Origin of the sequence: Pseudomonas tritici (assembly GCF_014268275.3) — a bacterium.
Taxonomy (GTDB): domain Bacteria; phylum Pseudomonadota; class Gammaproteobacteria; order Pseudomonadales; family Pseudomonadaceae; genus Aquipseudomonas; species Aquipseudomonas tritici.
Window position 1 is genome coordinate 5,402,968 of sequence record NZ_CP077084.1, and the last position, 12,766, is coordinate 5,415,733.

At 61.2% G+C, this 12,766-nt stretch carries 11 protein-coding genes; 2 read left to right on the forward strand and 9 right to left on the reverse strand.

What is annotated here, in order from left to right:
• Nucleotides 1–58 precede the first annotated feature (58 nt).
• The 3 genes from HU722_RS24660 to HU722_RS24670 are packed head-to-tail and all read right to left on the reverse strand — an operon-like array spanning nucleotide 59 to nucleotide 3,749.
• Nucleotides 59–1,525 (reverse strand): N-acyl-D-amino-acid deacylase family protein, encoded by a 1,467-nt coding sequence (locus HU722_RS24660; RefSeq protein WP_065890040.1) that lies wholly within the window; start codon nucleotides 1,523–1,525, stop codon nucleotides 59–61.
• Nucleotide 1,526: 1 nt separating this feature from the next.
• The gene (locus tag HU722_RS24665; RefSeq protein WP_065874680.1) at nucleotides 1,527–2,387 is read right to left on the reverse strand and encodes a MurR/RpiR family transcriptional regulator; all 861 of its coding nucleotides are present in this window, start codon (nucleotides 2,385–2,387) and stop codon (nucleotides 1,527–1,529) included.
• A 12-nt stretch (nucleotides 2,388–2,399) separates the two neighbouring features.
• Nucleotides 2,400–3,749 carry a GntT/GntP/DsdX family permease gene (locus HU722_RS24670; protein ID WP_065874688.1) on the reverse strand — a complete coding sequence of 450 codons (1,350 nt, stop codon included), beginning with the start codon at nucleotides 3,747–3,749 and terminating at the stop codon, nucleotides 2,400–2,402.
• A 248-nt stretch (nucleotides 3,750–3,997) separates the two neighbouring features.
• Here HU722_RS24670 and HU722_RS24675 point away from each other — a divergent pair, with 248 nt between their 5' ends.
• Complete coding sequence (locus HU722_RS24675) at nucleotides 3,998–4,378, forward strand: lysozyme inhibitor LprI family protein (protein WP_065874679.1); 381 nt, start codon at nucleotides 3,998–4,000, stop codon at nucleotides 4,376–4,378.
• A gap of 4 nt (nucleotides 4,379–4,382) precedes the next feature.
• Here the strand turns inward: HU722_RS24675 and HU722_RS24680 are convergent, their stop codons facing one another.
• The 4 genes from HU722_RS24680 to HU722_RS24695 all read right to left on the reverse strand — a co-directional run bounded on the left by HU722_RS24680 (nucleotide 4,383) and on the right by HU722_RS24695 (nucleotide 8,876).
• Nucleotides 4,383–5,828: a SulP family inorganic anion transporter gene (locus HU722_RS24680; protein ID WP_065880725.1), complete on the reverse strand. Its 1,446-nt coding sequence runs from the start codon at nucleotides 5,826–5,828 to the stop codon at nucleotides 4,383–4,385.
• 195 nt (nucleotides 5,829–6,023) lie between these two features.
• Nucleotides 6,024–6,917: an NAD-dependent epimerase/dehydratase family protein gene (locus HU722_RS24685; protein ID WP_065890041.1), complete on the reverse strand. Its 894-nt coding sequence runs from the start codon at nucleotides 6,915–6,917 to the stop codon at nucleotides 6,024–6,026.
• Between the two features lie 237 nt (nucleotides 6,918–7,154).
• Nucleotides 7,155–8,051, reverse strand: a complete 897-nt coding sequence (locus tag HU722_RS24690) for a LysR family transcriptional regulator (RefSeq protein WP_065880724.1) — start codon at nucleotides 8,049–8,051, stop codon at nucleotides 7,155–7,157.
• A 60-nt stretch (nucleotides 8,052–8,111) separates the two neighbouring features.
• Entirely contained in the window at nucleotides 8,112–8,876 is a 765-nt protein-coding gene (locus HU722_RS24695) for a sulfite exporter TauE/SafE family protein (RefSeq protein ID WP_065880723.1), read from the reverse strand.
• 187 nt (nucleotides 8,877–9,063) lie between these two features.
• On the opposite strand from HU722_RS24695, the gene HU722_RS24700 reads away from it, so the two are divergent.
• On the forward strand, nucleotides 9,064–9,960 hold the full coding sequence (locus HU722_RS24700) for a LysR substrate-binding domain-containing protein (RefSeq protein WP_065880722.1): 897 nt from the start codon (nucleotides 9,064–9,066) through the stop codon (nucleotides 9,958–9,960).
• On the opposite strand, the gene HU722_RS24705 is transcribed toward HU722_RS24700, so the two are convergent.
• Together HU722_RS24705 and kynU are read right to left on the reverse strand one after the other, a co-directional pair.
• Nucleotides 9,906–11,312 (reverse strand): amino acid permease, encoded by a 1,407-nt coding sequence (locus HU722_RS24705; protein WP_065880721.1) that lies wholly within the window; start codon nucleotides 11,310–11,312, stop codon nucleotides 9,906–9,908. The two genes, HU722_RS24700 and HU722_RS24705, sit on opposite strands and share 55 nt — an antisense overlap.
• 137 nt (nucleotides 11,313–11,449) lie before the next feature.
• Nucleotides 11,450–12,700, reverse strand: a complete 1,251-nt coding sequence (gene kynU / locus HU722_RS24710) for a kynureninase (RefSeq protein ID WP_065890042.1) — start codon at nucleotides 12,698–12,700, stop codon at nucleotides 11,450–11,452.
• Between the last annotated feature and the right edge of the window lie 66 nt (nucleotides 12,701–12,766).

Below are 12,766 nucleotides of genomic sequence, written 5' to 3' on the forward strand. Positions count from 1 at the left end.
CCAGCCACATTCGGTCAACTGTGGGCGCTGGCTTGCCTGCGATGAACGATAACCCGGTCTATCCACCCACCACGAATCCACGGCGCAAATCCCCACTGCGCGCCAGGAAGCGACCTGCGCGCAGGCCTTTCGCATGCCCGTCGCTGTAGCTCAACACGCCATTGACCCACACACCATCGATGCCTTCCGCCGCCCGCTGTGGCTCTTTGAAATCCGCCACATCGCGCACGCGCAGCGGATCGAACAACACCAGGTCGGCCCAGTGCCCTTCACGGATTTCACCGCGCCCGGCCAAACCAAACCGCGCCGCCGACAAGCCGGTCATTTTGTGCACCGCCGTGTGCAGCGGAAACAACCCGACATCCCGGCTGAAATGCCCCAATACCCGTGGAAACGCCCCCCATAAACGCGGATGTGGAAACGGGTCTTCCGGCAGCCCATCCGACCCGACCATCGACAATGGATGCGCCAGGATCTTGCGCACATCTTCTTCATCCATCCCGTAATACACAGCCCCTGCCGGTTGCAGGCGGCGCGCTGCATCCATCAACGAAACGCCCCACTCGGCGGCGATGTCCTGCAAGTCGCGCCCGCCCAATTCGGGGTGCGGTGTCGACCAGGTGATGGTGATCCGAAACGCGTCAGTTACCTGCTTGAGGTCCAGGGTCGAAGAACTCGCCGCATAGGGATAACAATCACACCCCACTGGATGGGTTTTCGCAGCCGCTTCCAGCGATGCCAGCAGCTGCGGGCTACGCCCCCAATTCCCCGCGCCGGCGCATTTGAGGTGGGAAATAATCACCGGCGCCTTGGCATGCCGGCCAATCAAAAACGCCTCGTCCATCGCCTCCAGCACCGGCTCGAATTCACTGCGCAAATGGGTGGTGTACACCGCGCCAAACGCGGTGAGTTCTTCACTCAGTTGCAGCACTTCATCAGTCTCGGCATTGAACGCACTGGCATAGGCCAGGCCTGTGGATAAACCAAGGGCGCCGGCCTCGAGGCTTTCCTGCAACTGCACGCGCATGGCGGCGATCTCATCCAGCGAGGCGCTGCGGTGCAGGTCGTCCATATGGTTGCTGCGCAATGCTGTGTGGCCGATCAGTGCGGCGACGTTCACCGCCGGATGCGCCCCGTCCACCGCCGCGCGGTAGTCGGCAAACCGTGGGTAAGTGAACGCCTCGCGCGTGCCCAACAAATTCATCGGGTCCGGTGGATCGCTGCGCAAACTCACCGGCGAGGCGCTGATGCCACAATTGCCGACGATCACCGTGGTCACACCCTGGCTGAGCTTGGGCAGCATTTGCGGATGGCGAATCACCACGGTGTCATCGTGGGTGTGCACGTCGATAAAACCCGGCGCCAGCACGCGTCCCATGGCGTCGATTTCATGCTCGGCCACGGCCGCCGACAAGTCACCGATCGTCTCGATGCGCCCGTCGCGCAACCCCACATCAGCAACGTAGCCGGGCGTATTGCGACCATCGATGATCAGCGCCTGGCGTATCAACGTGTCGTACTTCATATCAGTCTCCAAGCGGCAGGCTGTCGGGGCCGCCGCGGTAATCGTCCAGGGCCAGCTTGATCCGGCGCAGGCGTTCCTGGTTGTCGTCGGGCATGGCCAGCGCCAGCTCGGTGGCGAGCAGGTCGATGGCCAGCAGCATGCCGTAGCGCGCGGCGGTGGGCTTGTAGATAAAACTGGTTTCGGCCGGTTGTAACGGCAGCAGCACATCCGCCAACTGGGCCAAGGGCGAATCGGCCAGGGTGATGGCGACGATACGCGCGTCGTAGTTGCGCGCCAGTTCCACCACGTCCAGTAACTCAGGGGTGAGGCCGGTCAGGGAACACACAATCAATGCATGCTCCGGGCCCAAGGTCGCTGCCGTGACGCGCATCATCACTGGGTCATGACAAGCCGCAATCGGATAGCCCAGGCGCACCAAGCGCACCTGTAATTCATCGCTGCACAAGCTCGACGGGCCGCCCATGCCGAACGCGTGGATCATCCGTGCCTTGCCCAGCAGGCTGACCGCGTCAACGAAACTCGCCTGGTTGAAGCCCGACAAGTGCTGACGCAACGTCGCCTCGATATCACCCAGAATCTGCCGATGAAACGCCGACTGTTCCGGCAACCCGGCAGGGTCCAGGAAGCGGCTGCCGACGCCACTGGCTTGGGCCAATTGCAGGCGCAAGTCGCGTAAATCCCGGCAGCCCACACTGCGCGCAAACCGCGACAAGGTCGCCGTGCTGACCTCGGCCCGCTGGGACAACGCTTCCAGGCTGGCCGAAGCGGCAAAGCCTACGTCCTCCAGCATCAGCCTGGCGATACGCCCTTCACCGGCGCTGAAGGAATCCTGGCGGGCGCGGATCTGGTAGAGGATGTCCATGGGGTCTCCGGGTTACAAAATGCAGGACAGACCGTACGTCAGACCAAAGGCGACAAGAGAGATCAATGTCTCCAGCACAGTCCAGGTCTTGAAGGTCTGGATCACCGTCATATTGAAGTATTCCTTGATCAGCCAGAAGCCGCCGTCGTTCACGTGGGAAAAGATCACCGAACCCGCGCCGGTGGCCAGCACCAGCAATTCGGGGTGTGGATAACCCAGGCCCATGGCGACCGGCGCCACCACGCCGGAGGCGGTGGTCATAGCGACAGTGGCAGAGCCTGTAGCAATACGCATCAGTGCAGCGAACAGCCAACCCATCACCAGCGGCGACAGATGGAAGGCATGGGCCAGACCGAGAATCTCGTTGGTGACGCCCGCATCTACCAGGATCCGATTCAAACCGCCGCCCGCCCCCACCAGCAAGGTGATACTGGCGGTCGGCGCCAGGCACTCATTGGTAAACCTGAGGATCGACTCGCGGTTGAAGCCCTGGGCCAGGCCCAAGGTCCAGAAACTGACCAAAGTCGCCACCAACAACGCGATCACCGAGTTACCGATAAACAGCAGGAATTGATTAAAGCCCGTGCCCGGCGTGGAAATCACGTTGGCCCAGCCGCCAATCATCATCAACACCACCGGCAACAGGATAGTGCCCATGGTCAGCGCGAAGCTCGGCAGGCGCGTACGCGGTTCGCGGTCGATGAACTGGCGTTCCAGCGGGTTTTCCGCCGGCAGGTGAATACGCGGCACGATGAATTTGGCATAGACCGGGCCGGCAATGATTGCCGTGGGAATGCCGATCAAAATCGCATACAGCACGGTCTGCCCTACCGAGGCGTTGTACGCCAGTACCGCCATCATCGCCGCCGGGTGCGGCGGCACCAGCGCATGCACCACCGATAAACCGGCGACCATCGGCAAGCCGACCATCAGGATCGACACGCCCACGCGCCGCGCCACGGTAAAGGCGATCGGCACCAGCAACACAAAACCGACTTCGAAAAACAGCGGCAGCCCCACCAGGAACGCGATGCACACCATCGCCCAGTGCGCGTTGCGTTCGCCAAACCGGTTGATCAGCGTGCGCGCCACCTGCTCGGCACCGCCAGACTCGGCCATCATCTTGCCCAGCATGGTGCCCAGCGCCACCACCAAAGCAATATGCCCCAGGGTCTTGCCGACGCCTGCCTCGTAGGAACCCATGATGGTATCCGCCGGCATCCCGGCCATCAGCGCCAGGCCGATGGACACCAGGGTGATGACGATAAACGGGTTGAGCCGGTAACGTGCAATCAGCACGATCAAAGCAATGATGGCGATGGCAGCGTATGCCAATAGCCCGAAGCCCGGTGATGCGGCCATGCGGTACTCCTCGGAAAGGGTCACGTCGAGTTGGTTGTGAAACTCATAAATCATTACCGAAGGGCATTTTCAAATTCTATGAAAGTAATTTTCGCCCACAGGTAAGCGCTGTCGCGTTGGGGTATGCGCGACAGCCGTGCATGAAAATTCGGGGGGTGTTCTTACATGAGGTTCAGAAAAGACTGGAAACTCAACGCGAGCGCTTGAGTCATAGAATGCACATCCCTCGAAGCCCAGGAAAATCGACCATGATTCGCACATCCCTTGCTGCCGGTACCGTGCTTCTCGCCCTGTGTGGCACTGCTTCAGCCGCCGACAACGCGGCCTTGAAAAAATGCATGGACGGCGCCAACACGACCGTAGAAATGGTCAGTTGCAACGTCAAGGAAGCCAAGGTCCAGGACACGCGCCTGAACAAGGCCTACAAAACCGCCCTCGCCGCCCAGAAAGGCTCGCGCAAGCAACAACTGCAAGACGTGCAGCGCCTGTGGATAAAGTACCGTGACGCCAATTGCGCCTTCGCAGGGTCCGCCACCGGCGGCACCATCGACCAGGTCAACGGTACCGGCTGCATGCTAGACATGACCCAGACCCGCGCCCAGGAACTGGAAAACCTGGTCGGGCCGTGATCACTTACTCATGATGTACCCGGGCGCGCTTGAGCAACTTCTTGCAGCGCTCGGACAAATGCAGCACCCGCAGATGCTTGCCAGCCTTGGTGTAGCGCTCGCGCAGGGTCATCAGTGCAGCAATCGCCGAGTAATCGACAAAGCTCAGGTGGCGGCAATCCAGCGTCACCTGGTCCGGATCATTGGCCGGATCGAATTGATTCAGGAACGGCGTGGTCGAGGCAAAGAACAGCGTGCCGTGCAGGCGATAGAGCTTGCTGCCATCGGCCTCCAGATGTTCATCGGCATACAACTCGCGCGCTTGTTGCCAGGCGAAATTCAACGCCGCGATCACAATGCCGCACAGCACCGCCGTGGCCAGGTCGGTGAACACGGTGATCACCGTCACCGCGATAATCACCAGCACGTCATTGAGCGGCACTTTGTTGATCACGCGCAACGACGCCCAGGCGAAAGTCTGTTGCGACACCACAAACATCACCCCCACCAGCGCCGCCAGCGGAATCCGCTCGATAAACGGCGACAGAAACAGAATGAACAGCAAGATCATCACCCCGGCAAACACCCCGGAGAAACGCCCGCGCCCGCCGGAGCTGAGGTTAATCACGGTTTGCCCGATCATCGCGCAACCGCCCATGCCGCCGAACAGGCCCGAGACCATATTCGCTGCACCCAGGGCCACGCTTTCGCGGTCGGGGTAGCCACGGGTCTCAGTGATTTCGTCGGTGAGGTTGAGGGTGAGCAGGGTTTCCAACAGACCAACCATCGCCATCAGGAACGCGTAGGGCGCGATGATGCCGAGGGTTTCCAGGGTCCAGGGGATTTGCGGCAGCGCAAACGTTGGCAGGCCGCCGGCGATGTGGGCCATGTCGCCAAGGGTGCGGGTCGGCAGGCCAAGGAGGTAGACCGCCAGGCCGACGCCGAGGATCGCCACCAACGCGGGCGGCACGGCACGGGTGATGCGCGGCAGCAGGTAGACGATGGCCATGGTCACCAGCACCAGGCCGGCCATCACGTACAGCGGCGTACCGCTGAGCCAGGTCTCACCGCTTTTGAAATGCTCCAACTGTGCCAGGGCGATGATAATCGCCAGGCCGTTGACGAAGCCGAGCATCACCGGGTGCGGCACCATGCGCACCAGCTTGCCCAGGCGCAGCAGGCCGAAAGCAACCATGATTAACCCGCCCAGCAATACCGTGGCCAGCAGATACTCCACGCCGTGTTGCACCACCAACGCAACAATCACGACGGCCATCGAGCCTGCCGCACCGGACACCATGCCGGGGCGACCACCAAACAACGCCGTGAGGGTGCAGATGATAAAAGCGCCGTAGAGCCCCATCAACGGGTTGAGATGGGCCACCAGGGCAAAGGCGATGCATTCGGGCAGCAACGCAAAAGACGTGGTGAGGCCGGCCAGGGCATCGGCGCGCAGACGGATGAGGTTCATGAGGTACCAGGGTAATGCGGGGGATAAGGCGGGGAATGGTACGGAATTGAGCGCGGTGGGGCCAGTGTCGGGTGAACCCGTCAGACCGAGTGGCCCCTATCGCAGGCAAGCCAGCTCCCACATTTGAATGTATTCACAAATCAAAATGTGGAGCTGGCTTGCCTGCGAAGGCAGCACCTCGGTCTCAAGTGACCATCACACCATCTCGTGGCGAATCCACTCCACAACGCAAGTCCGCTTCGGCGCCCAGCCCAACAGTTCACGGGCATGCTTGCCTCGCACGCGGCTGTTGGAGCCCAAACCATAATTCGCCATTTCATAGCCCCACTCGGCCTCGGCGTCGGCCAGTGGCCAATCCTGCGGTTTACCCAGTTTCAAGGCTTCGGCAATGGCCGTGGTCATGTCGATAAACGACGCCTCGCCGCTTTCCACGAAGTAAAAAGTGCCTGGCACATTCTTGGCCAGCGCCAGCACGTACAGCGCAACCACGTCTTCAATATGCACATTGGACCAAATGTTCTGCCCGCTGCCCACATGACGCACCACCCCGCTCTTGCGGGCTTGCTTGAGCAGACGCGGCAATTGCACGCTGTCGCGCTTCACGCCCAGGCTGTGGCCGTAGATCAACGTGTTGCAGATCACTGCCGAATTCACACCGTCCTGAGCGGCGGCCAGGATCAGGTTATCGATGGCGACACGGGCAGCTTTATCGACAGTCGGTTCAGGAAGGTTGTCTTCGAAGTAAATGACATCACTTTCTTTGCCGCCCGACGCATCACCGACGATGCTCGAACCGCTGGTGTGCAGGAACGGCTTGTTCGAGCCCTTCAATGCCGCCAGCAGGGTTTCAACGGCCACACGATGGTCGCTGCTCGCGGCATTGATCACCGCATCGGCCTTTTGCGCCTGCTCGGTCAACACCGCGCTGTCATCCAGGGTGCCGATTACCGGGGTGATGCCCAGGGCGGTCAGCTCGGCGGCTTGTTCGGCGCTGCGTACCAGGCCGGTAACGGTGTGGCCGGCCTTGACCAGGCCAGTGGCGATGGAACCACCGATAAAACCTGCTGCGCCGGTAACGAATACGTTCATGGAGAGTGCTCCTGACTGGGTAAGTAATGGCCGCATTGTTACGGCACCCGACCTGTCGAATAAGCCCCATTCACCCAATTCATTCTTGCGTGGAGGTCAAGAATCCCGTAGCAGCTGCCAAGCGCCAGCGAGGCTGCGTTTGCAGCACCGCCGTTATGAGCCAGGCACATAATCGAGTCGCGCCTGACGCAGCCTCGCTGGCGCTCGACAGCTGCTACGGTTGCCTTTGTGCACTACTTAGCAGGCATACCGCGCCAGCTTGGCCTGGATAAAGTCGAGGAAACACTGGATGCGCAACGCCAGTTGCGAGTTGCGGTAGAACACCGCGTGGATCGGTTGGCGATAGCCACTGTTGAACGCTTCCAGCACCGGCACCAGGCGCCCGGCGTCGATGTCGGCGACGGTCATGAAGTTCGACAGGCAGCAAATACCCTGGCCCTCCAGCGCCAACTGGCGCACGGTCTCGCCGCTGGAGGCGGCCACGCTGGGTTGGATCAGCCAGCGGTCACCGTCTGCATGGCGCAGCGGCCAGTGATTGAGGGTTTCAGTCTGGGTGAACCCCAGCAAGGTGTGGTCCGCCAACTCAGCGACCGTGCTCGGCACGCCGTATTGCTTGAGGTAGTCGGGGCTGGCGAGGATATGCAGCGGCGTACTGCCAAGGGCCCGTGCATGCAGGGTGGAATCGGCCAGGGCGCCGATGCGAATAGCGATGTCGGTGCTTTGCTCAAGCAAATCGATAATCAGATCATCGCTGTTCAGCTCCAGCTGGATCTGCGGGTAGAGGCTGCGAAACTCAGCGATGTACGGCACGATGCCATGCAGCATGAACGGCACGGCGGCATTGATGCGCAGACGCCCGGCGGGCTTTTTCTGGCGCGACGACAGGCGTTCCTCCAGCTCATCCATCTGCGCCAGGATCACCTTGGCCTGCTCGAAGAAGTACTTGCCCTCCTCGGTCAGGTCCATGCGCCGCGTGGTGCGGTTGATCAGCGTGGTGTCGAGCTTGGCTTCCAGGCGCGACAAGGTGCGGCTGACCGCCGAGGGCGTCTGCCCGACCTGTTCGGCGGCGGCGGAAATCGAACCGCACTCAATCACGCTGACGAAGATCTGTAGCTCATCGGATCGGGCTTTCACACGCTGTCCTCTCTCATCGGTTCGCAGCAGCTTACACCGAGAGATTGAACTGCCGCGCCCTCAACCACTGATCAGCAGGTGAGCGCCCAATAGCGCCATGCTGATGAAAAATACGCGTTTGAACAGCACCGCACTGATGCGCTGGCGCAGCGCCTGGCCGAGCCACATGCCCAGCAGCGACGGCACCAGCGCCAGCAGCGACGCGTTGATTTCGCCACCGCCCAGGGTGCCGCGCCAGGCTAAACCGGTGGCCAGTGCCAGGGTCGATACGGTGAACGACAGCCCCAGCGCCTGCACCAACGGGTCGCGGTTCAAGCCCAGGGCTTGCAGATACGGCACCGCAGGAATCACGAATACGCCAGTCGCCGAGGTAATGATGCCTGTGATCACTCCGCACAGAGGGCCGAGCCAGCGTTCGGTCTGGGGCTTGACCTTGAACGTGGGCAGGAACAATCCGCTGAGTGCGTAAAGTAGCAACGCCCCGCCCAATGCATGGACCACCCAGCCACCACCGTCCATGCCCAACCACAAAGTACCAAACCCAGTGCCGAGAAATATCAGCAGAAGCATCGGCCATAAACGTTTGGTCAACCCGCTCAAGTGGCCGCCGACCGCCAATTGCCAGAGGTTGGTGACCGTCGATGGAATGATCAGCAATGCCGCAGCCTGCGCCGGCAACATAGCCAGGCCGAGCAGGCCCATGGCGACGGTGGGAAGTCCGAGGCCGATCACGCCTTTGACGGTGCCGGCCAGCAGGAAGGTGCCGATCACCAGCAGGGTCAGCGCCGGGCCGATATTTTGGTAGAAGGCGAGGAAGGTATTCATGGAGGGATTGTTCGGCTTTTCGATGAGGGGTGAAATTCGCCATATACTGAGGCAGCCTCTTGTTTTGTGTGAGGCTGATGCCGTCATCGCAGGCAAGCCAGCTCCCACCGTTGAATGTGCTCACAAATCAAATGTGGGAGCTGGCTTGCCTGCGATGAGGCCAGTCCAATCACAGGGAAACCCCGCCATGCACTTTGACCTGATCGACCTGCGCCTCTACCTGCACATCCTCGACACCGGCAACATTACCGCCGGCGCCGCCCGCAGCCATCTATCATTGGCCGCCGCCAGCGCTCGCATTCGCGCAATGGAGGCCTCACTGGGCATCGAATTCCTTGAACGTGGCCGCCGAGGCGTAACGCCAACACCTGCCGGCAAAGCATTGGCCCGCCACGCCCGCCTGCTCTTGCAACAGGCCGAGCACCTGCAACAGGACCTGGCGGAATACGCCAACGGCATCAAAGGCCAGCTGCGCCTGCTGTGCAACACCACCGCCCTCAGCGAATACCTGCCCGAGCTGCTGGCGGACTTTTTGCGCGAGCACCCCAACCTCGATATTGACCTGCAAGAGCTTCCGAGCCTGCGCATCACCCAGGCCTTGCGTCAGGGCACGGCGGACCTTGGGATCATTTCCGACGCCGTAGACACCCACGGCCTGCAGACCCTGGCGTTTCGTGACGATCCGCTGGTGCTGATCATGCCGCTGGATCATCCGCTGACGACGCAACACGTGAGCTTCATCGCCAGCCTGCAACACGACTTCGTAGGCCTCGCCGCCAACAGCGCGCTGTCGGTGTACCTGGAAGAACAGGCGCTGCACGCAGGCTTTCGCTTGCAGACCCGCATCCGTGCCGAGGGTTTTGATGGCGTCATTCGCATGGTCGCCCGTGGCGCCGGCCTGGGTATCGTGCCCCAGGCCGCACTGGAGCGTGGGCAGCAAGAACGTCGCTTCAAGGCCCAACCGTTGCAAGAGGATTGGGCCTGCCGAAAGCTGCTGCTATGTGCGCGCTCGTTCGAACACCTGCCGGGCTACGCCAAAGCCTTGTTCGAGGCCTTGGCCCTGCCTTTGCGGAAAAACACGTAATATACCGCCGACAGAATCAATAGAAACGGCACACCAAACACCAGCGTCATCTTGAACGCCTCGGTGAAATAGGTGGTGATCATCACCGCGCCCATCAGCACCAGTCCCAGCAGGGTGCTGTACGGAAACAGCCGCAGCTGGAAGGATAACTTCGGCCCGCCGTGACGCTTGCGATAGCGCCGGAAAAACAGGTGCGTGAGGAAGATCATGAACCAGGTGAAGATCGCGCCAAACATCGAAATCGCCATCATCAAGGTGAACGAACTTTCCGGGTACACCACATTGAGCAGCGTCGCCAGGGCGATGCCCGAGCTGGACAGCAACAACGCGTTCAACGGAATGCCGCTCTTACTCAAGGCGCCCATGGACGTGGGCGCAAAGCCGGCGCGGGACAAGCTGAACATCATGCGCGTGGTGATGTAGAGCTGGCTGTTCATGGCCGACAGCGCCGCAATCAGAATTACAAAATTCATCACCCCGGTGGCGCCGGGAATGCCGATGGTCTGCATCACTGTGACGAATGGGCTTTGGGTTTGCCCGGCCTGGTTCCACGGCACGATGGCCAACATCAGCGCCAGGGTCAGCAGATAAAACACCACCAGGCGCACGATGGTGGCGCGGAAGGCTTTCTTCACTGCTTGTTCCGGGTCCGCCGCTTCACCGGCGGCCACCGCGATCATCTCCACGCTCAAGTAGCTGAAGATCGACACGATCACCGCGATCCACATGCCGCTCAAGCCATGGGGGAAAAAGCCGTCATGGGCCGTGTAGTGCTGCACGCCGTAGTCCGGGTTGCCGGAGCCGAACACCACGTACACCGCGAGAATAATGAAGCCGACGATGGCGCTGATCTTGATCGTCGAGAACCAGTATTCGAAGTTGCCGAAGGTCTTCACGCTGATCGCGTTGAGCACAATCAGCACGCTGGAAAACGACACGATCCACACCCATTCCGGTACGTTGGCGAACCAGTACTTCATGTACATCGCCACCGCCGTGACCTCGGCCCCCACCGCCAGCACAATCGCTGCCCAGTAGGCATACCGCACCAGAAAGCCCGCCAGCGGGCTGATATAGAACTCGGCGTAGGCGCCAAAGGAGCCCGAGGTGGAATGCGCCACGGTCATTTCCGCCAGACAGCCCATCAACAGCAAGGTGATCAGCGCGCCGATGGCGTAGCTCACCAGCACGCTGGGCCCGGCATAACCGATGGCGTAGGCGCTGCCCATGAACAGCCCGGTGCCGATGGCGCCACCGATGGCGATCATGCTCATCTGGCCGGAAGTGAGCTGGCGCCGCAGGCCCAGTTCGCGGTGGGTGATCTCTGCAAAGCCGTTGTCTGGCGTAGTCACGTGGTGTGCCCCTTTATTATTGTGAGGGTTGTTGCTGGCGCTGAACCCTGTGGGAGCTGGCTTGCCTGCGATCGCGATGGTGAATTCACTGCCGTCATCGCAGGCAAGCCAGCTCCCACATTGGATTTGGGTTGTGCTTAAGTGACGCTGTTTCGGACTTTGTATTGCGGCTGGTCCCAGGTGTGGTTGTCGAGGATGTCGCCGAGGATTTCCACCGCATCGAATACCTCGGTAAAGCGGGTGTACAGCGGGGTAAAACCAAAGCGCATGATGCGCGGCTCACGGTAATCGCCGATCACTCCACGGGCGATCAAGGCCTGGATCACTGCGTAGCCTTCGGGGTGTTCAAAGCTCACATGGCTGCCGCGCCTGGCGTGCTCACGCGGGGTGATCAGTGCCAGACCGTGGGCGCCGCAGCGGGCCTCGACCAGGGCGATAAACAGGTCAGTCAGGGCCAGGGATTTGCTGCGCAGACACGCCATGTCGGTTTGGGCAAAAATTTCCAGGCCGCATTCCACCATGGCCAGCGAGGTAATCGGCTGGGTGCCGCACAAGTAACGCGCGATGCCTGCGCTCGGTGCGTAAGTCGTCTCCATGGCGAACTGGCGGTTGTGCCCGAACCAGCCGGACAACGGCTGGCGCACCTCATCCACCAACGCCGGGTTGACCCATACAAACGCCTGGGAGCCCGGGCCACCGTTAAGGTATTTGTAGGTGCAGCCAATCGCATAGTCGGCACCGGCCTGATGCAGGTCGATGGGCACGGCACCTGCCGAATGCGCCAGGTCCCAGATACTCAACGCGCCACATTCATGGCTCAGGGCGGTCAGCGACTGCATGTCGTACATGTAGCCGGTCTTGTAGTTGACGTGGGTGAGCATCACCACCGCCACGTCCTCGTCGATGGCCTGGGGCAATTCGTCCGGGCTGTTTACCAGGCGCAGGGAATAACCTTGCTGCAGCAGCTCGGCCAGGCCCTCGGCGATGTACAAATCGGTAGGAAAGTTGCTCGCTTCGCTGACGATCACTTTGCGATGAGGCTGGCGTTGACGTTGCACAGTCAACGCCGCGCTGAGCACCTTGAACAGGTTGATCGAGGTGGTATCGGTGATCACCACTTCGCCGTCATGCGCACCAATCAGCGGCGCCAGGCGGTTGCCCAGGCGCTGGGACAACTCCGCCCAACCGGCGCTGTTCCAGCTGCGAATCAGGCCATTGCCCCATTCTTCGGCAATCACCGCCTGCGCCCGCGCCAGCGCCGCCACCGGACGCGCGCCGAGGGAGTTGCCGTCGAGGTAGATCACGCCCTCAGGCAAGGCGAACTGACGGCGCAACGGCGCCAACGGGTCCTGCGCATCGAGGGCTTGGCAATGGCTTCGGGTGGTCATGGGTTGTCCTGGTTTTTATAAGTGAGAATGGACCAAATAATGAACGAAGTTTTAGAGAATTTTCGT

Bases quoted from the DNA above. Each gene is read 5' to 3' on its own strand.
- HU722_RS24680 (WP_065880725.1), bottom strand. From the start codon at position 5,828: ATGAACCTCATCCGTCTGCGCGCCGATGCCCTGGCCGGCCTCACCACG.
- HU722_RS24665 (WP_065874680.1), bottom strand. From the start codon at position 2,387: ATGGACATCCTCTACCAGATCCGCGCCCGCCAGGATTCCTTCAGCGCC.
- HU722_RS24660 (WP_065890040.1), bottom strand. From the start codon at position 1,525: ATGAAGTACGACACGTTGATACGCCAGGCGCTGATCATCGATGGTCGC.
- HU722_RS24695 (WP_065880723.1), bottom strand. From the start codon at position 8,876: ATGAATACCTTCCTCGCCTTCTACCAAAATATCGGCCCGGCGCTGACC.
- HU722_RS24670 (WP_065874688.1), bottom strand. From the start codon at position 3,749: ATGGCCGCATCACCGGGCTTCGGGCTATTGGCATACGCTGCCATCGCC.
- HU722_RS24685 (WP_065890041.1), bottom strand. From the start codon at position 6,917: ATGAACGTATTCGTTACCGGCGCAGCAGGTTTTATCGGTGGTTCCATC.
- HU722_RS24700 (WP_065880722.1), top strand. From the start codon at position 9,064: ATGCACTTTGACCTGATCGACCTGCGCCTCTACCTGCACATCCTCGAC.
- HU722_RS24675 (WP_065874679.1), top strand. From the start codon at position 3,998: ATGATTCGCACATCCCTTGCTGCCGGTACCGTGCTTCTCGCCCTGTGT.
- kynU (WP_065890042.1), bottom strand. From the start codon at position 12,700: ATGACCACCCGAAGCCATTGCCAAGCCCTCGATGCGCAGGACCCGTTG.